The organism is Solirubrobacter ginsenosidimutans (assembly GCF_027587205.1).
The window spans coordinates 33,366-51,469 of record NZ_JAPDOD010000012.1 but is presented as its reverse complement, the minus strand read 5'-3'; the positions used below and the strand labels follow the sequence as shown (position 1 = coordinate 51,469).

At 74.1% G+C, this 18,104-nt stretch carries 14 protein-coding genes; 6 read left to right on the top strand and 8 right to left on the bottom strand.

All coding sequences use genetic code 11. The features are described from left to right. Nucleotides 1–6 precede the first annotated feature (6 nt). The 6 genes from OM076_RS14145 to OM076_RS14120 are packed head-to-tail and all read left to right on the top strand — an operon-like array spanning nucleotide 7 to nucleotide 11,599. The gene (locus tag OM076_RS14145; protein WP_270040636.1) at nucleotides 7–1,959 is read left to right on the top strand and encodes a hypothetical protein; all 1,953 of its coding nucleotides are present in this window, start codon (nucleotides 7–9) and stop codon (nucleotides 1,957–1,959) included. Beyond that, nucleotides 1,956–3,914, top strand: a complete 1,959-nt coding sequence (locus OM076_RS14140) for a hypothetical protein (RefSeq protein ID WP_270040635.1) — start codon at nucleotides 1,956–1,958, stop codon at nucleotides 3,912–3,914. The genes OM076_RS14145 and OM076_RS14140 overlap by 4 nt, the downstream gene beginning before the upstream one ends. Further along, complete coding sequence (locus OM076_RS14135; protein ID WP_270040634.1) at nucleotides 3,911–5,857, top strand: hypothetical protein; 1,947 nt, start codon at nucleotides 3,911–3,913, stop codon at nucleotides 5,855–5,857. The genes OM076_RS14140 and OM076_RS14135 overlap by 4 nt, the downstream gene beginning before the upstream one ends. After that, nucleotides 5,854–7,854, top strand: a complete 2,001-nt coding sequence (locus OM076_RS14130) for a hypothetical protein (protein WP_270040633.1) — start codon at nucleotides 5,854–5,856, stop codon at nucleotides 7,852–7,854. The genes OM076_RS14135 and OM076_RS14130 overlap by 4 nt, the downstream gene beginning before the upstream one ends. Then, nucleotides 7,851–9,743 carry a hypothetical protein gene (locus OM076_RS14125; RefSeq protein WP_270040632.1) on the top strand — a complete coding sequence of 631 codons (1,893 nt, stop codon included), beginning with the start codon at nucleotides 7,851–7,853 and terminating at the stop codon, nucleotides 9,741–9,743. The genes OM076_RS14130 and OM076_RS14125 overlap by 4 nt, the downstream gene beginning before the upstream one ends. Next, a complete protein-coding gene (locus OM076_RS14120) occupies nucleotides 9,740–11,599 on the top strand; it encodes a WD40 repeat domain-containing protein (RefSeq protein ID WP_270040631.1) in 1,860 nt (619 codons plus the stop codon). The genes OM076_RS14125 and OM076_RS14120 overlap by 4 nt, the downstream gene beginning before the upstream one ends. On the opposite strand, the gene OM076_RS14115 is transcribed toward OM076_RS14120, so the two are convergent. The 8 genes from OM076_RS14115 to OM076_RS14080 form a co-directional block, all read right to left on the bottom strand. Next, nucleotides 11,577–12,209 (bottom strand): DUF47 domain-containing protein, encoded by a 633-nt coding sequence (locus OM076_RS14115; RefSeq protein WP_270040630.1) that lies wholly within the window; start codon nucleotides 12,207–12,209, stop codon nucleotides 11,577–11,579. The genes OM076_RS14120 and OM076_RS14115 overlap by 23 nt on opposite strands. A gap of 197 nt (nucleotides 12,210–12,406) precedes the next feature. Then, complete coding sequence (locus tag OM076_RS14110; protein WP_270040629.1) at nucleotides 12,407–12,775, bottom strand: zinc ribbon domain-containing protein; 369 nt, start codon at nucleotides 12,773–12,775, stop codon at nucleotides 12,407–12,409. After that, entirely contained in the window at nucleotides 12,775–13,680 is a 906-nt protein-coding gene (locus OM076_RS14105; RefSeq protein ID WP_270040628.1) for a phosphoheptose isomerase family protein, read from the bottom strand. The genes OM076_RS14110 and OM076_RS14105 overlap by 1 nt, the downstream gene beginning before the upstream one ends. 45 nt (nucleotides 13,681–13,725) lie before the next feature. Next, nucleotides 13,726–14,442, bottom strand: a complete 717-nt coding sequence (locus tag OM076_RS14100; RefSeq protein ID WP_270040627.1) for a hypothetical protein — start codon at nucleotides 14,440–14,442, stop codon at nucleotides 13,726–13,728. Next, nucleotides 14,439–15,182, bottom strand: a complete 744-nt coding sequence (locus OM076_RS14095) for a phosphate ABC transporter ATP-binding protein (RefSeq protein ID WP_372518041.1) — start codon at nucleotides 15,180–15,182, stop codon at nucleotides 14,439–14,441. Before OM076_RS14095 ends, OM076_RS14100 begins: the two co-directional genes overlap by 4 nt. Nucleotides 15,183–15,313: 131 nt before the next feature. Then, a complete protein-coding gene (locus OM076_RS14090; RefSeq protein WP_270040625.1) occupies nucleotides 15,314–16,255 on the bottom strand; it encodes a PstA family ABC transporter permease in 942 nt (313 codons plus the stop codon). Continuing rightward, a complete protein-coding gene (locus OM076_RS14085; RefSeq protein WP_270040624.1) occupies nucleotides 16,252–17,211 on the bottom strand; it encodes a PstC family ABC transporter permease in 960 nt (319 codons plus the stop codon). The genes OM076_RS14090 and OM076_RS14085 overlap by 4 nt, the downstream gene beginning before the upstream one ends. Then, nucleotides 17,211–18,011, bottom strand: coding sequence for a phosphate ABC transporter substrate-binding protein (locus tag OM076_RS14080; RefSeq protein WP_270040623.1), 801 nt, complete (start codon nucleotides 18,009–18,011; stop codon nucleotides 17,211–17,213). Before OM076_RS14080 ends, OM076_RS14085 begins: the two co-directional genes overlap by 1 nt. Between the last annotated feature and the right edge of the window lie 93 nt (nucleotides 18,012–18,104).

The following is an 18,104-nucleotide window of genomic DNA, read 5'->3' as shown; positions in this document are numbered from 1 at the left end:
GCGCCGATGCTTCGCACTCTGCTGGCGCTCGCCGGCCTGCTCCTGCTCGCTCCGGCGACCGCGTCCGCGGGCGCGTTCGGCGAGCTGCCGTTTCATGCCGCCAAGGACGCCGTCGCGTGCCTGCAGGCCACCGGCTCGCCCGGCGAGCTCGTGTATCAGACGCGGACGAGCGCCCAAGTGCTCTCGGCCGACGCGACCGGGTTGACGCCCGGCGTCACCCTGCCGACCGAAGGCGCGGTCGATTGCGCGCACAGCGCCGCGTGGCCGGGCGGCGGCGGCCTGCTGTCGTTCCCGCTGGCCGACGAGCTCAACGGCGAGGTGTGGGTGCGCGGCTTCCTGCGCGAGCCCGGGCAGGGGTGGGGCGAGGCGATCGAGATCTTCCCGCCGCGGACGCGGGTGATGACCGGGGCGGTGACGAACGCGGCGTCTGAGCGCGGCGACGCGCTCGTCGCGATGAGCACGGTCGACAACAATCGCCAGGCCGAGATCCGCATCGCCAGGCGATTGCCGGGCGGCGCGTTCGGCGCGCCGGAGCGGCTCGCCCTCGGGAAGACGGCCGGACAGGACAGGCTCGACTCCCAGGCCGGCTACAGCGCGGCCGGCGAGGCGATCCTCACCTGGGCCGTTAAGGGGCCCAAGTCGGCGGACCCGTTCGCGCTGTGGGCGGCGATCGCGCCGCCTGGCGCCCCGTTCGGCGCGCCCCAGAAGGTCGCCGCCATCGATCGGGACACCGCCTACGCGCTCACGGTCGGCGCGGACGGGCGGGCGCTCGCGGTGTTCACGTCCGACGAGCGGCTCGTGGTCGCCGAACGCGCTCCGGGAGGCGCCTTCGGCGCGCCGGCGGTGCTGGCGAAGACCGTCGACCCGCTCGGCTCGCAGCCGGTGGCGATCCTGCGCCCGGACGGCGGAGCGGTCGTCGCCTGGACGAGCCCGCTGACCGCCGGCCTCACCGCGCGCACCCGCGAGCGAGCCGGAGCGTTCGGGCCGGCGATCGCGCTGGTGCGCCCGCAGAAGCTCGGCTCGGTGGCGGTCATGGTCCAGCAGCGGTTCATCGGCGGGTACTCGGCGGATCTGGGGGATGCCACTCCCCACGCCGCGCTCGCCGCGGACGGCCGCGTGATGTTGACGTGGAGCCATCTCCGCCTGCTCCAGGGCGTGTGGCGGATCGTGCCGGGCACGGCGCTGCTCGACTTCGCCGGGGGCGAGCGCGAGACCGGCACCTCCGGCGGACCGCTGCGTTCGCCTGCCGTCATCACGCCGGTGCTGCTCGCCGACGGGTCGCGCGCCGTCGCCTGGAGCGACAACCGCGCCGATTTCGACACCGGGCGCGTCCACCTGGCCCGCGAGGGTTCGCCGGACCGCGCCGATCCGCCCGCCCCCGCCGTGAAGGTCACCCTTATCGGGTCGCGCTCGCTCAAGAGCGATTCGCCGTTGCGACTGCGGGTGACCTGCGACGCGGCGTGCGACGTCTACGCCCAGGTCGCCGGGCAGGAGGAGTCCAACACGTCGACGTCGCTGGCCGCGGCCGGCTCCCGGCGAATCGCGCTCTCTCCCAACCGCCGGCCGCTTGCGCCGCGCAAGGGCGGCAAGCTGCGGATCATCCTGCGCTCGGGCGCTCCGGGCGCGCACCGCGCCACCGCGCGCACGCTCACGCTGAACGTCCGGCGCGCGCCGATCGCGTTCCCGCCGCGGGCGCTCGGCGTCTCGGTCGCACTGGACGGCGACGATCTCGTCGTCCGCTGGCACACCGCCACGCCGGCGTCGCCGGACCGCTATTCCGTGTGGGCGGTGGACGACCAGGGTGAGCCGGTGACGAGCACCGACCTCCGCCACGGCCCGAAACGCACGAGCTTCGAAGCCCGGCTCGAGGACGCGCGCGGCGCCGCGAAGGTCATCGTGTACGAGATCGCCGCCCGCTCGGCCGACACGCGGCAGACGACCGTGAAGGTCCCGGGATGAGGCGCGCGCTGCTCGTCGCGGCGCTGGTGCTGAGCGCGCCGGGGACGGCCGCAGCTAGCCCCTTCGGCGAGCTCCCACCGCGCGCCATCCACGACGACCCGGCCTGCCTGCGGGCGACGGGCGCGCCGGGCGAGCTCGTCAACCTCACCAGCACCGGCGATCCGTCGCAGGTGCGGCTCTCGTCATTCGGTCCGCACGGCCTCACGCGATCGGCGACGCTGCCGGCAAAGACCCTCCAGCGCTGCGTCGCGGCCGACGCGAAGCCAGACGGGGCGGGAATCGTCGCGCTCACCGCCGTCGAGTACGCGCCAGGCGGTCAGCCGTCGATCGACGCGATCCTGCGCGAGCCCGGCGGCACGTGGGGCGCTGCACAGATCGCACTGGATGCGTCGTCCGTGCGAACGATCGCCGCGGCGGTATCGGACCGCGGCGACGCGCTGGTCGCGGCCGTCCGCGAGAGCCGCGAACAACGCGTGAGCGTGGACGTCGCCCGGCGCGCCCCCGGTGGCGCGTTCGCGGGCGCGGAGACCCTGTTCTCCACCCCGGCGCTGAGCTCGAACGTGCGCCTGCAGGCCGGCATGAGCGCGACCGGCGAGGCCGTCGTCGCCTGGTCGTTGCGTCCGAAGCCCGGGGCGACGCGCGAGCTGTGGGCCGCGGTCGCCCCGCCTGGGCAGGCCTTCCACGCGGCGACCCGGATCGGCGAGATCCGCGGGCCGGCGCCGTTCGCGCTCGCGGTCGGTCCCGGTGGGCACGCGCTGCTGGTCTTCGCCGCCGCGAAGCGGATCCAGGTGGCGGAGCGGGCACCGGGCGGCGAGTTCGGCCTGGCGGCGCCGGTCGCCGAGGCCGACGACGTGGCCGTGGAGCTTCCGACCGCCGCGGTGCGTGCCGACGGCGGCGCGGTCGTCGCGTGGCACGGCATCAGCGACGGGGTGACGGTCGCGGTCGTGCGGCCCGGCCCGGGCGCGTTCGGAGCGCCGGTCACGCTCGCGCCGCGGGCAGTGAGCGGCCAGGCGCGCGAGTTCTACGGCCTGCTGTTCCGGCCTTCGCCGGACGACGAGCTCCCGTACGCGGATGACATCGACGACGAGGGCAGGTTCCCGCGGGCGGTGATCCTGGCCGACGGCCGTGCGCTGCTCACATGGGCGGGACCCGGCACGCGCGACGGTGTGTCGTTCATCGCGCCCTGGTCGGCCATGGTGCCGCTCGCGGGCGGCCCGACCGAGGCGCGGATCCACGGCTCCGAGCTGCGCGACGCCCGCGCGGTCACACCGCTGGTGCTGGAGAACGGCGGCGCCGCCGTGGCCTGGACCCGGGCCGATGACGAGCGCCAGATCCACGTCGCCGTCGAAGGTGCCGCGGACGTGCCCGGCCCGTCGGCGCCGCGCGTGCGCATCGGGCCGATCAAGGCTCCGATCGACCTCGACGAGGGCGTCACCGTTCCGGTGGCGTGTTCCGCGGCGTGCGACGTGCGGGTGCAGCTCGGCGACGGCGGGCCGCTCGACTTCCCGGCTCTGGCGTCGCTGTCGCGTGCGGGCTCGACTAAGGTGGCCGTGCGGGCTCTGGGTGATGTGTTCGTGCCGCGCCGCTCCACGATCGCGATGCACGTGCGCTACGGCGCTCCGGGGGCGCTGCGCGGTGAGGGGCGGACGCGGACGCTGCGCGTGCGGCTTGGCTCCGGGCCGCCGGTGGCGAAGATCGTGGGCGCGAAGGCGCGCCGCGATGGTGCTGACGTCGTCGTCACGTGGCGCACCCGGGCCGACGCGAAGCGCGGGAACTTCTACGCCTATCTGGTCGAGCGCCCGGGCGAGCCTGCTTTGCTCGCGCGGATCGCGCAGGGCGGCCCGCGGCGCTTTGCAGTGCGTTTCAAGCACCGCCCGACGGGCACCTCCGTCGTGATCCTGACCGGCGACGAGGCGCGCGGCATCATCCGCCGCAACCGGGTCGCCGTCCGATGACCGCGGGCGCGCTGCTGACCGCCGCGATCGCGCTGACCGCGCCGTTCGGCGAGGTGCCGTTCCGCGCCGCGGGCGGCGCCGCGACGTGCCTGCGGGCGACGGGCTATCCGGGCGAGGTCGTGCGCAGCACGAACCTGGGCGCCCAGTTCCTCAGCGCGACGCCGAACGGCCTTGCGCCGGTGGCCGGCGTGGAGCCGGGCACGTCGACGAGCGGGTGTCCCGAGGCGGCGGCGCAGCCCAGCGGCACGGGCGTGGTGGCCTTCGCGGGGGCGGACGGTGTGGTGCGCGCGGCGCTGCGCGAGCCCGGGAGCGCGTGGGGCGAACCCGCCGAGGTCGCGACCGCGCCGGAGTTCTCCGGCGGGCATCCGCTCGCCGCCGCCGTGTCCGAGCGCGGCGACGCGCTCGTCGCGTTCGCCGGGGGCGCGCGGCAGCGCTACGACGTGCGCGCCGTCCGTCGTGCTCCGGGCGCGGGGTTCGCGGCGGCGGAGACGCTGTTCACCGCGCCTGAGCGCGCGACGTCGCGGATGCGGGTCGCGGCCGGGATGAGCGCCGGCGGCGAGTCGATCGTCGCCTGGTCGTTCCAGCCGGCCGCGGGCCGGCCGCGCGAGGTGTGGGCCGCGACCGCGCAGGCGGGCGGCGCGTTCGCCGCCGCCGCCAAGGTCGGCACGATGCGGCCTGGGGCGGAGTTCGTCCTCGCGGTCGGCGCGGGCGGACAGGCGCTGCTCGCGTTCGCCGGCGGCGGCGACGTGCTCGTCGCCGAGCGCGCACCCGGGGCGGGGTTCGGCGCGCCCGTGCGGGTCGGCGCGTCGAGCGACCCGATCCTCACCGACACGGCGGCGGCGGTCCGGCCCGACGGCGGCGCGGTCGTCGCCTGGGTGAACTTCATCGACGGCGACGTCCACGCGGTCGTGCGCACCCAGGTGGGCGCGTTCAGCGCCCCGGTGACGCTCGCGCCCAAGCGTGGGCCGCGCCTGCCCAAGCGATTCCTGCAGCCGGTGGGCGAGGACGTCGGTGACCTGTCGAAGAACGCGGTGAGCCCCGACGACGAGGGCGGCGTGCCGCGCGCCGCGCTCCTGCCCGACGGCCGCGCAATGGTGACCTGGGCGGGCGCCGCGCGGTACGACGATCTCTGGTGGACCTCGCCGCATTCGGTGACGCTCCCGCTCACGGGCGGTCCGACGGTCGGTCAGACCTTCGGTGCCGACCTGCGCTTGGCGGGGACGGTGACCCCGGTCGTCCAGGCCGACGGCAGCGCCGCCATCGTCTGGGTGGACAACAGCGACGACCGCGCGCGCGACGGCCGGCTGCACCTCGCGCTGGAAGGGGCGGCCGACGGCGCGGACCCTGCGCCGCCGCAGCTGCGGGTCATCGCGCCGAAGCGGCGGGTGCTGGCGGCCGACGAGGATCTGCGCTTCCGGGTGCATTGCGCGTCGGCGTGCGACGTTCGCGCGCAACTGGGCACCGGCGTCCTGGCGCCGAGCGACGAACGCACGCTCAGGCGCGCGGGCGAGACGGAGCTCCGCCTGCGCCAGATCGTCCAGCCGCTCGCCACCCTGCGCGGCGGCCCGGTCACGATCCGGCTGCGCTACGGCGCGCCGGGCACGCGTCACGCCCTGGGCCGGAGCGTGACCTTCGACCTGCGCCGCCTGCCGGACGCTCCGCGGCCGCGCGTGCTCGACGCCGTCGCGACGCGCGTCGGCGACGAGGTCGTGGTGACGTGGCGCAGCGATCGCGACGCGCGCCCGAGCAACTTCTTCGCCTACGGGACCGAATCCCGCTCCGGCGACCGCGGCGAGTTCTACGGCGACGGCGACGTGACCGGGAGCGGGCGCCGGTTCAGCGTCCGCCTCAAGCACGCCGAGAAGGCCCGCTACGTGCAGATCGTCGCGCTGGCCGAGGGCGCGCGAAAGACCGACTTGACGACCGTGAGGATCCGAACATGAGACGTGCTGTGTTGACCGCGGCGGTGCTGCTCGCGGTGCTGCCCGAGGCCGCTGCGGCGGCGCCTTTCGGCGAGCTGCCGTTCCGCCCCGCGGGCGGCACCGCGACGTGCCTGCGGGCGACGGGCTATCCGGGCGAGGTCGTGCGCAGCACCGACACCGGCGCCGAGTTCCTGCAGGCAACGGCGGCCGGGCTCGTCCCGGTCGCCGCGGTGACGAGCGCGAGCCACAGGTATGCGTGCCCGATCGCCGTCGCGCGGCCCAACGGCGCCGGCGCGGTGGTCTTCACGACCTACGAGGAGAGCCGCAGCGGCGTCGCCGTCCAGGTGGCCCTGCGCGAGCCCGGAGGCGCGTGGAGCACTCCCGCCGAGGTCGCCCGCGTCGAGCAGTTCGCCGAGAAGAACGCGCTCGCCGCGGACGTGTCCGAGCGCGGTGACACGCTCGTCGCGTTCGTGGGCGGCGAGCCCAAGAAATGGGCCATCCGCGCCGCCCGGCGTGCCCCGGGCGGCGCGTTCGCGCCGGCCGAGACTGTGTTCGCCTTGGGCAAAGCGCCGCTGAACCTCCGTGTGGCCGCCGGCGTGAGCGCCGGCGGTGAGTCGGTCGTCGCCTGGGCGTTCCAACCCGCCACGGGCAAGCCTCGCGAGTTGTGGGCGTCGATCGCGCCTGCCGGCGGGCCGTTCGCGACGCCGGTGAAGCTCGGCACGGTGCGCTCGGGATCGCCGTTCACCCTGGCGGTCGGAGCGGGCGGGGATGCCGTGCTGGCGTTCCCGAACGGCGACGGCATGTTCGTGGCGGAGCGGCCGCCCGGGGCGGGCTTCGGCGCGGCGGCGCGAGTGGGTGCGGCGAACGATCGGCTCGCGGTGTTCCCCGCTGCGGCCGTGGGGGCCGACGGCGGCGCGGTCGTTGCCTGGCAGAACACGTTCGCCGGCACGCTTGAAGGCGTGATCCGCGCCCAGCCTGGAGCGTTCGGCGCGCCACTCAGCTTGGTTCCCGAGTCCGGGCTGAAGTTCCCCAAGGTCGTCCTCGATCTCTTCGACGCGTTCCTGACCGACGACACAGGTGAGTTCTTCTCCGATTCCGCCGGACCCGACGATCAAGGCGGCCTCCCGCGCGCGCTGATCACGCCTGACGGCCGCGCCCTCGTGACCGCGGCGGGCGTCGCCAAGCGTGACGGCATCTGGGGGGCAGGCCCGCAATGGGCGACTGTGCCGCTGTCCGGCGGCGCGGTGGAGACGCAGGTCCTGGGTGCCGGGCTGCGCGACGCGGGCGCGATCGCTCCGCTCGTCACCGCGGACGGGACCGCCGGCATCGCCTGGGCCGACAACAACGACGACGAGCGCGACGGGCGCCTGCACCTCGCGCTCGAGGGCTCGCCCGATGGCACGGACCCACCGCCGCCGAGCGTCCGCGTGCTCGGACCGACGCGCCGCGTGCTCGCGGCCGACGCGGATCTGCCCCTGACGATCCGCTGCTCGGCGGCGTGCGACGTTCGCGTGCAACTGGGCAAGGGCCCGCTCGCGCCGGGCGAGACCGTCTCGCTGACGCGCGCCGGCGACAAGCGGATCCGGCTGTTCGGGTTCTACACGCCGCTCGCGACCCTCACGGGTGGGCCGGTCGATCTGTCCCTGAACTACGGCGCGCCGGGTACGCGTCGCGCCACGGCGAAGACGGTGACGCTGCACCTGCGGCGCCTCCCGGACGCCCCGGTTCCTCGTGCGCTCGGCGTCATCGCCCGCCGCGAGGGGCAGAAGATCGTCGTGACCTGGCGCTCCGATCGCGGCGCCAAGCCGAGCAACTTCCTCGTCTACGGCACCCCGACGCGCAAGGACCCGACCGACCCTCTCGTATCGGTGCTCGCCGACGGCAACGCGACAGGGAGTGGCCGGCAATTCAGCATCCGTCTCAGCGACCCCCGCAAGACCGCCCACTACGTGCAGATCGTCTCGCGCGCCAAGGGCGCGCGGAAGACCAGGACGACGACCGTGCGCGTGCGCGGATGAGGCGCGCGCTCGTGGCGGTGGGGCTGCTGCTCGCCGCGGTACCCGGCACCGCCCACGCGGCCCCGTTCGGGGAGCTGCCGTTCCGGCCGGTGGATGGGGCGGCGAACTGCCTCCGTACGACCGGCCTGCCGGGCGAGCTGAGCCGCTGGACCAGCGGCGGCGTCGAGCTCTCGACCGCGAGCGCCGGCGGCATCGCGGCCCAGAGCGTGGTCCCGCTGGGCGTGATGTCGGAATGCCCGGTCGTGGCGTCCGATCCGAACGGCTTCGCCGTGGCCGCGACGGCGACGACTCGCGGCGTGCGCATCGCCGTGCGCGAGGCGGGGACGGCGTCGTGGGGTGCGCCGATCACGATCGCGGCCTCGGGCGCCGGCAACGTCCGCGTGGCGGTCTCGGCGCGCGGCGACGTCCTGGTGGCGTGGATCGAAGGCGAGGACGCATTCCCGCGGGTCGGTCGCGTGCGGGTGGTGCAGCGCGCCGCCGGTGGAGCCTTCGGCGCGCCGCGGCAGGTCGGCGGAGAAGTCGCCGCCAACCACGTCGCCGTGGGCCTGGCCCAGGACGGGGGAGGCGTGCTCGCGACGAGCGACGTGCAGGAGTTGCGCGTGGCGACGGCGGCGCCCGGCGCCGCCTTCGGCGCGCCGCGCCGGCTCATGGGCGCGACGTTCTTCGACGCCGACATCGCGCTGGCGGTGGGTGCCGACGGTCGCGCGCTCGTCGCGGCCACCGGCGTCGACGGCGCGCTCGGCGTGTTCGAGCGCGACCCGGGAGCCGGGTTCGTCCGTCGCGTCGAGTCTCCCGAGGCCGGCGCGCAAGGCGTCGCCGTGGCGCTGGGCGCCGGCGGCGCGGCCGTGGTCGCGGCGCAGAGCGGCGACAGCGTCTCGCTGATCCGCCGGGATGCGGGCGGGGCGTTCCGGGCAGCTCAGCAGATCACGGGCAGCGGCGACCGCTCGAGCGGATTCTCCGGCGGCGAGCCGATTCTCGTCATCAAGGCCCGCAATGCTCCTCCCAACGACGGCGAGCCGACGCTGCGCGCGCTGCTCGGCGCCGACGGCCGCGCCACGGTGACCTGGGCGGCCGAGGGCCGGGTCGCCCATGTCGCCTCCGCCGGGCCGACCGGCGTGCCGGAACCCGAGCGCGTGGGGAGCCCGTTGCGCGACCCCGTCGCGCTGGCCCCGCTGCTCCTCGCCGACGGAACGCCGGCCGTCACGTGGTCCGACGACACCTCCTTCTTCTCGCGCGCGCCGCTCGCCGGCCGCGTGCACCTCGCGGTGGAGGGCGTACCGGCGGCGCCGGACCCCGCGGTCCCGACACTCGAGGTCGGTGCGCCACTGGACGCGTCGCTGCGGCCGGCCCAGCCGCTGGTCCTCCCGCTGCACTGCGCCGCGGCGTGTGACATCCGCGCGGACACGGGGATCGGCGTCTTCGACCCGCGGCTGACGCTCACCGAGGCGGGAACGGCGCGGTTGCGGATCGAGCCACTCGGAAAGGCGCTCGCGCCGGCCCGGCCGGGCCCGATCAAAGTCAAGCTCAGCTGGGGCGCGCCCGGCGCGCGCGTGGCCCAGGAGCGGACGATCTCCGTCCGCCTGCGGCGCCTGCCGATTCCGCCGTTCCCGCGGCTGCTCGACGTGCGGGCGCGCCGCGCGAAGGGCGGCGTCGTCGACGTCCGCTGGCGCACCGACGTCGGCGTCCGCGACGCCGGCTTCGTCGTCTTCGGCACGCACGCGCGCGGCATCGGGGCTCCCGAGCTGCCGATCAGCGCCACGTTGCAGGGCCGTGGCCGGCGCGTCTTCCACGTCCGGCTCAAGGACGCCTCGCGTACGCGCTGGGTGCGGGTCTCCGTGTATCAGGCGATTGGGAACCGCGAGCGCACGGTACTCGTACGGGTGTCATGAAGCTCGCACTCACCGTCGCGGCGCTGCTCGCGGCCCCAGCCGCGGCGTCGGCGACTCCGTTCGGTGAATTGCCGTTCCGGCCGGTCCGCAGCGCCGCCGTCTGCCTGGCGCCGGCCGGCGAGGCCGGCGCGCTCGTGCGCTGGGCGCCGGGCGGGGCGGAGCTGCTGCGCGCCACCGCGGCGGGCCTCGCCCCCGAAAGCACGGTCAGGCTCGGGGACCTCGACGACTGCCCCGTGGCCGCAGTGGACCCGAGCGGCGCGGCGGTGATCGCGGGGACGAACCGTTCCTCCGTGCGCATCTCCGCGCGTGCGCCCGGTGGGCCGTGGAGCGCGCCGCTGACGATCGCGGGGAAGCTCGTAACCTCGGTCGCGGTGGCGATTTCACCGCGCGGCGATGCCGTCGTGACGTGGGTGGAGTACGAGCCGTCGTCTACCGCCGCCCATGTCCGGGTCGTCCAGCGCGCCGCGGGAGGCGCCTTCGGGCCGCCCGTCCGGCTGGCTCGGACCTTCCGTGCTCCGAGCCTCCAGACAGCGCTCACCGGGGACGGCGCGGCGCTGCTGGTGATCTCCGACGAGCGCGCGGTGCGGTTGGCGACCGCCGCCCCGGGCGCGCCCTTCGGCGCGCCGCGCATGCTCACCCGCAGCGACGGCTACGGCTCCGGCACCGCGCTGGCGGTCACGCCCGACGGCCGTGCCGTCCTGGCGGCCGACACCGGGAACGGCCTTGCGCTCTTCGACCGCGAGCCGGGGCAGGAGTTCGTCCAGCGACCCACGCTTGCGATCGGCGGAGGCGGCGTGGCGGCCGCGCTCGCCGCCGACGGGACGGCGGTCGTGGCGAGCGGGTCGGGGGAGTCCGTCAGCGCGGTGCTGCGCGAGGGCCAGGGGTCGTTCAGCGCGCCGGTCGAGTTCAGAGTGCCGCAACGCTCCCGGACCAACGGCGCCGGCGTCTTCCAAACGTTCGGCGGGTCGCCGTCCAGCCGGCCGGCGCCGCTGCGCGTCGCGCTCGGCGATGATCACCGTGCGCTGCTGACGTGGAACGTCGATGAGCGCGGGTTGCGTGCGGCCACGCTCACCCCTGCGGGAGCCGGGGAGGTCGGCACGCTTGCGAGCCCGCTGCGCGATCCGCTGGGCGCGACGCCGGTCGTGCTGGCCGACGGCACGCGCGCGGTCGCCTGGACGGATGGCCTGGCCGACGGCCCGCCGTACGCCGGCCGCGTGCACTTCGCGGTTGAAGGCGCCGGCGACGCACCGCCATCGCCCGCGCCAGCGGTCGTGGTCGGCGCGCCCGCTGACCGGAGCCTGCGCCCCGCCCAGGACCTCGTCCTCCCGGTCCGTTGCAGCGCCGCCTGCGACCTGCGGGCCACGGTGGGCAATGGCCTGGTCCAGCAGTCGGCGTCGCTGGACCGCGCGGGGACCGTGCGACTCCGGTTCACGGCCTTCACCGGGGCGCTCGCGCCGGCGCACGGAACGCTCGCGGTCAGGCTGGAGTCCAGCGCCCCCGGCGCGCGTACCGCGCAGACGCGCACGGCCCACGTGCGGCTGCGCCGGCTCCCGGCCCCGCCGTTCCCGCGAATCGTCAACGCCCGGGTCAAGCGCGGTCCCGGCGGCGTCGTCGACGTGCGCTGGAGCACCGATCTTCCCGCGCGCGACGTCTACTTCATCGTCTACGGCTCGCACGGCCGCAGCTACCGCTCCGACCCGGATCTGAAGGTCCGCGCGGCGTTCGGGCGGGGCCGACGCACGTTCCACGTCGGGCTGCGCGATGCGGCCCGCGTCCGTTACGTGCGTCTCGGGATCCAGCAGATCGCCGGCCGGCGCACGCGCACCGTGACCCTCAGTGTCCGTTCGCCCGCTTGAGGACCATGCCCTCGAGCACGTTGGCGACGGTCTCGCACGCGTCGACGGCGGACTCCAGCGTGTCGAAGATGTCCTTCCAGCGGATCACGATCATCGGGTCGATGCCGGCCACGAAGAGGTTGGCGATCGCGGCCCGCTGGATCCGGTCGGCCTCGTTCTCGAGCCGGTGGATCTCGACGAGCTGCGGGCCGACGTCGAGCCCGTTGCGCAGGCCGCGCAGGCTCGTCGCGACCTGCTCGGAGGCCTTGACGAGCACGTCGGAGATCTGCAGCGCCTGGTCCATCGGCGCCTCGACGCCGTAGAGCGCCAGCTGGTCGGCGGCCTCCTCGGCGAAGTCCACGATGTCGTCGAGCGCGCCGGCCAGCGCGTGCACGTCGGCCGAGTCCAAGTGCGCGCGGCGGCTGCCGCGCTCGGCCAGCCGGTGCAGGATGTCGTGGACGATCCGGTCGCCCTCCTGCTCGCAGAGGACGATGTCGCGGGAGAGCCCGGCCTGCTCCGGATAGTCCGAAAGCAGGTCGCGCAGGAGCAGCGCCGAGCGCTGGACGTTGCGACCGGACTCCTCGAAGAGGGTCAGCAACTGGGGATCGGGATGAGTCCGACGGAACGCCACCGCGTGAACCTAACCACCTCCGGCGACCCTACAACCGGCGTTTACAAACCTTTCACGAGCGGCCATTCACAACCTCGTCACTGCGGCCATTGCATCACTGGCTTGACTGTGTTCTGCGGCCCGTCGGAGCGGTGCCGCAACTTGCTCGGAGTCTCGGCGCGGTCCCTCCTCTCTCCTCGCCGCGTCGGGGCTCCGGGTCACTCGCTTCGCATCAAAGGGTGCGCGCACTGCGAGCAGAAGCGCGCACCTCGCGCGTACAGCGCGTCGCAATTCGGACACGCCCCGGCGGCGCCGCCACCCTCGACCCGGGCGAGCTGCTCGACCGCGCCCAGCTCGGCGTCGACCTCCTGCAGCCGCGCCGCGCGGCGGGCGAGCAGGTCGACGCGGAAGTGGTCGCGGATCGCCATCTCGTAGGCGAGGCCGCCGAGGTCGAACTGCAGCTCGGCGAACTCGCGGGTGAGTCGCTCGCGGCGGGCGAGCAGCTCGTCGTGGCCGACCGCGCGACCGCCGCCGGGGGGCAGCGGGGCGGGCTCGGCCTGGACGTACTGGCGGCGGAGCGCGCGCATCAGCCGATCTCCGTGGAGTCCGTGCCGGCGCCTGGCGCCTTGTCGTCGGCCGGTGGCGGCGTGCCTTCGGACTTGACGGTCGGCGGCGCCTTGCGCGTGTTCTTCTGCGCGTCCTCCGGGGTCTGCGTCTGCTCCTGCTGCTTGAGGTCGGCCTGCGACTTCTCGACCGGCGTGGGCGTGGCCTCCGCGGTCGCGTGGTCGGAGACCTCGACGACCTTGGCGTCGGGGAAGTTGGCCTGGATGCCCGAGAGCGCATCCTCGGCGTCCTTCTTGGTCGTCTTCACGCCGGAGTAGATGACGTAATTGCCGCCGTCGAGGCTGGGGAAGGAATCAGAGTCCAGCGCGCCGACCTCCGCCGCGCCCTGGCCGGTCGCCTCGGTCTTGGCCGCCGCGACCGCCTCGGGCGTCGTGCCGTCCTTGGGCAGGGTCTTCAGCTGCACGGTCCAGCCATTTGAGCCGGGCTGCCAGTCGGGGGTGAAGGTGGCGGCCACGGTCACCGCGGGGGTCGGCGTCGCCACGGGGGCGGCGGCCGTCGCGCCCGGCGTCGCGGTCGCGACCGGCGTGGGTGTGGCGGCGGCGACGGACGGCGTGTCGTCCCCGCCACCGGCGATCAGCACGCCGGCGAGGATGCCCAGCGCCAGCGCGGCGGCACCCGCCAGGCCGAACAGCGCGGACAGCGCCCAGTCGGGCAGCCCGCCTGGACCGCGGCGCGCGACGGGGCGCGGCGGTGCCGGCGGTGCGGCCGGGGCGGCGGCCAGCTGCTTCGGCGCTGCCGGGAACGGGACGCGGGTGTTCGCGCGGCGCTCGCCGCAGCTCAGGCAATAGCGCTGGTCGGAGGCCAGCAGCGCGCCGCAGTTCGCGCACGGCTCCGTCTCACGCGCCAGACGCGGCACGTAGAGGGCCATTCCATTCTGTTCACCAGTGGTGGTCGTGCTGGGCATCTCAGATCCTTACGGCGCGACAACAGTGGGTGGCGCCGCCGCGGAGAGCTCTGCTCCGTTCGGGTCGCCGATGGGGAAGACGGAGAAATGGGCGCTCTTGCCGGGGGCGAGGCGCTCGACGATCGCGCGGCCGGCGGCGACGACCTTGTCGCCCTTGCGGCCGGTGACGTAGACGACGAGCCGGCGCTGCTCGACCTGGGAGCGGTTGGCGACGTCGCCCGTGATCGCCTGCTCGCCCGACGCGTCGGCCTCGGCCTTGAGGCCGGTGAGCTCCATCTGCGGCAGCTGCGCCGGACCGGGCTTCGCGCCCGCGCCGATCTTCGCCACCACCGACTGGCCGGGGGTCGCGATCGTCACCTGGTCGTTGACCCACGCGAGCTCGGCTCCGGGCCCGAGCGACGCGACGCTGACCAGCGACGAGTCCAGGCCTGGCGCGTCGTTGGCGTACAGCGGCTTGGACGCCTTGTCGAGCACCTGGACGGACACCGGCAGACCGACCAGCGAGCCCTTCGACTCGTTGCGCAGCTCGACGACCGTGGCGGCGCCGTTTGCGTCCTGCAGCATCGTCGTGCCCTCGACCTTGATCTCCTTCGCCTGCTCGGAGATGACGAGGCCCTTCTCGTGCTTGGAGCGCTGGGCCACGCTCTCGAGCTTCGCGCTCTTGGACTGCGTCGACTCGCAGCCGGTGAGTGCCAGCGCGGCGAGCGCGAGCACGGCGACCTTCACCCGAACACCCCGCCCACGTAGTCCGCGGTGCGCGTGTGCTGCGGGCGCTCGAAGACCTCCTCGGCGGGGCCGTACTCGACCAGCTCGCCGAGGAACATGAACGCGACGCGGTCCGCGATCCGGTACGCCTGCTGGAGGTTGTGGGTGACGATCACGACGGCCAGCTCCTCGCGCAGATCGAGGATCAGCTCCTCGATGATCGTCGTCGAGCGGGGGTCGAGCGCGGAGCACGGCTCGTCGAGGAGCAGCACCTCGGGCCGCGCGGCCAGCGCGCGGGCGATGCAGAGCCGCTGCTGCTGGCCGCCGGACATGCGCAGCGCCGGGCGGTCGAGATCGTCCTTGACCTCGTCCCAGAGGCCGGCGCGGGTCAGCGCCTCGCGGACCGGCGCCTCCAGGGCCGCGCGCTTGACCCGCCGCGAGCCCTGCTCGCGCAGCGCGTAGGCGACGTTGTCGAAGATCGACATCGGGAACGGGTTCGGCTGCTGGAAGACCATCGAGATCTGCCGCCGCAGCGTCGTCACCTCGATCCCGTCGACGTCGGCGTCGTCGAGGGCGATCTTGCCGCCCCGCGCGGCGCCGGGGGTGAGCTCCACCAGCCGGTTCAGCGAGCGCAGCAGCGTCGTCTTGCCGCAGCCGGACGGGCCGATCAGCGCCAGCACCTCGCCCTGGAAGACCGGCAGCGAGACGTTGTTGACGGCGACCTTCTCGCCGTAGGCGATCGTCAGGGCTTCGGTGCGCATGCGCTGCGGGCCCTGGCCACTGGAGCGCGGGCGAGCGCGCTTGGCCGCCGGCACGTGGCCGTTGAGCGGCGGCGCCTCGACCGGTTGGTGCGGGGCATCGACCACGATCCGCCTGATCGGCGGCGGGGGCATCAGCGGATCCATCCGAGCTGCTCCGATCCGCGGGCGATCCGATCGACCACCCAGTTGAGGAAGAGGACGAGGATCAGCAGCAGGAACGCCGCGGCGTACGCCTTCTGTGGCGCGCCGCCCTCGCCCGACGGTGAGTTCGCGTAGACGTAGGTCGTCAGCGTCGACCCCGTGCCCTGGAGCACATTGAGGCCGGGGATCGACCCGTTGCTCTCGAGTTGCAGCGTGCCGCCGCCGAGCAGCAGCACGACCGCGGTGTCACCCGCGATCCGGCCCATCCCGAGTGCCGTGCCGGTGGCGATGTTCGGCCGCGCGACCGGCAGCAGCACGCGGTGGATCGTCGCCGCGCGCGTCTTGCCGAGCGCGAACGACGCCTCGCGCACGTGACGCGGCGTCGCGAGCAGGCCTTCGCGGGTGGCGCCGACGATCAGCGGCAGCGCCTCCAGGGACAGCACCGTGCAGCAGATCAGCAGCGAGCGGCCGAACACCGCGCCGCCCTCGCCGGTGGTCGAGAGGAAGCCGAGGCCCTGCTGGGCGAAGAACGCCAGGCCGAACAGCGCGAGCACGATGCTGGGCGTGCCGGCGATCACCTCGACGCCGGACTCGACCATCCGCGCCAGCCACGAGGGCTTGCCGTACTCGACCAGCCACACGGCGGTCGCGATCCCCAGCGGCGCGGCGATCACGATCGCGCCGGTGATGATCAGCAGCGTGCCGAGCAGCGGGTCCAGGAAGCCGCCGGACTTCGACTGGTCGAGGTCGGACACGGGGCGGCTGATGAGCAGGTCCGGGCGCAGGTATTGGATGCCCTTGAAGCCCATGTAGAGCACGATCGAGGCGGCGATCGCGACCAGCGCGATGCCCGCCGCCCAGCACGCGCCGAGCAGCAGCCGATCGGCCAGCGGCCACGACCGCCAGGACCCCGCCGGATCGGTGCGATTCATGCCTGAACCCCGAAGCGCCGCAGCCGGCGGCGGACGGCCCAGCCGGTCAGAGACAGGAAGACGCTGGAGACCATGATCACGGCGGCGAACGCGAACAGCGTCGCGCCGTAGGGCTTGACCGTGATGCCCTCGGCGCCCTGGACGATCGCGGCCGCCAGCGGCAGCACCGGCTCGAAGACGAAGGTCGGCCCGTCGATCGGGTTGGGCGAGAAGATCACGCCGCCCGAGACCATCGCGAGCATGATCGCCTCGCCCAGCGCCCGCGCGAGGGCGAGCACGGCGCCGGCGACCAGGGCGGGACGAGCGGCGCGCAGCGCGATCGTCCACATCACCCGCATGCGGTTCGCGCCGAGGGCGAGCGCGCCCTCCGTCCACGAGCCCGGGACCGAGCGCAGCGCGTCGACCGCGATCGCGATCATGATCGGCACGATCATGATCGTCAGCAGCACGGTGGCCACGAGCAGCGACTGGCCGGTGAGCTGGATCACGTAGAAGACCGATTCCTTGCGCTCGAGCGAGATCAGGTGGTTGTTGACGAACGGGACCAGCACGAGGATCCCGATCAGGCCGTAGATCACGCTCGGCACGCCCGCCAGCAGTCGCACGACGGGCTCGAGCAGGCGGGTCATCGGCGGCGGCGCGAACTCCACGATGTAGACCGCGGCGAGCGTCGAGACGACGAGGCCGAGCAGCACCGCGCCGCCGGCGGCGAGCGCGGTGCCGTACAGCAGCGGCCACGCCCGCAGCGTGTACTCGAACGGGTGCTTGGACGAGAAGATCCCGTCCAGTTGCGTGTTCGCGTTCCCGCCCGTTCCGAACCAGCTCAGGCCATTCTCCGAGAACGACGGCCAGGCCGTGCGCAACACGTACACGGCCATGCCGGCGATGATGAGCAACACGAGCACGCCCGCCGCTCCCAGGACGGGTCCGACGCGCCGGTCAGACCACGCGTTCACTACTTGTAGGGGACGTAGTCCTTCGCGACGATGCTGCTCTGAATGGCAGGCGAGCGCGCGAAGTCGATGTACTTCTTGACCGCGCCCTTCGGCTGACCAAGGGTCACGAACCAGAAATTACGGACGCCCGGGTACTGCCCGGACTTGGCGTTGCGCAGGTTGCACGCGACGCCCTTGTAGGGAACGGCGAACGTGCCCTCGGTGAACTTGAAGTCGACGTAGCCGATCGCGTTCGGGTCGCCCGCGACCGCGGACTGGACGAGGCCGTTGGACGCCTTCTGCGACGCGCTCGGCGCGACGTTGAGCGACGGGCCCATGAAGATGTTGCGGAACGCGTCCTGCGTACCGGAGGCCTGCGTGCGGGTGTTGAGGTTGATCGGGCCGGTGACCTTCGCGCCCTCGACGTCGTCCCAGCGGCGCACCTTGCCGGAGAAGATGTCCTGGACCTGCTGCTGCGACAGGTTGGCCATCGCGTTGTCCGGGTTCGTGACCACGCACACGCCGTCGCGGGCGATCTTGCTGAAGACCAGGCCGCCCGGATCGCCGCTCTGGAGATCGCGCGAGGAGGCGCCGATCGACACGCGCTTGCGGGCGACGTCGCCGATGCCGATGTCCGACCCGCCCTGGGAGATCGAGAACTTGACCGTGTTGGGGTACTTCTTGGCGTAGGCCTGGGCGATCTTGACCTCGAGCGGGTAGACGGAGGTCGAGCCGCTCATCAGGATCGTGGTCTTGGCCTGCGCGGCGGTGGGAAAGGCCGCCGCGCCAAAGGCGGCGAGCACGATGAGAGAACGACGCAAGATGCTCCTTCAGGATCGGGTCAAGGCGGGCGAGCCCGCAGCGGGGCCACTCTCTCGGTCTCCACGCTCCAAGTTGTGGTCATCTCGTAAAGC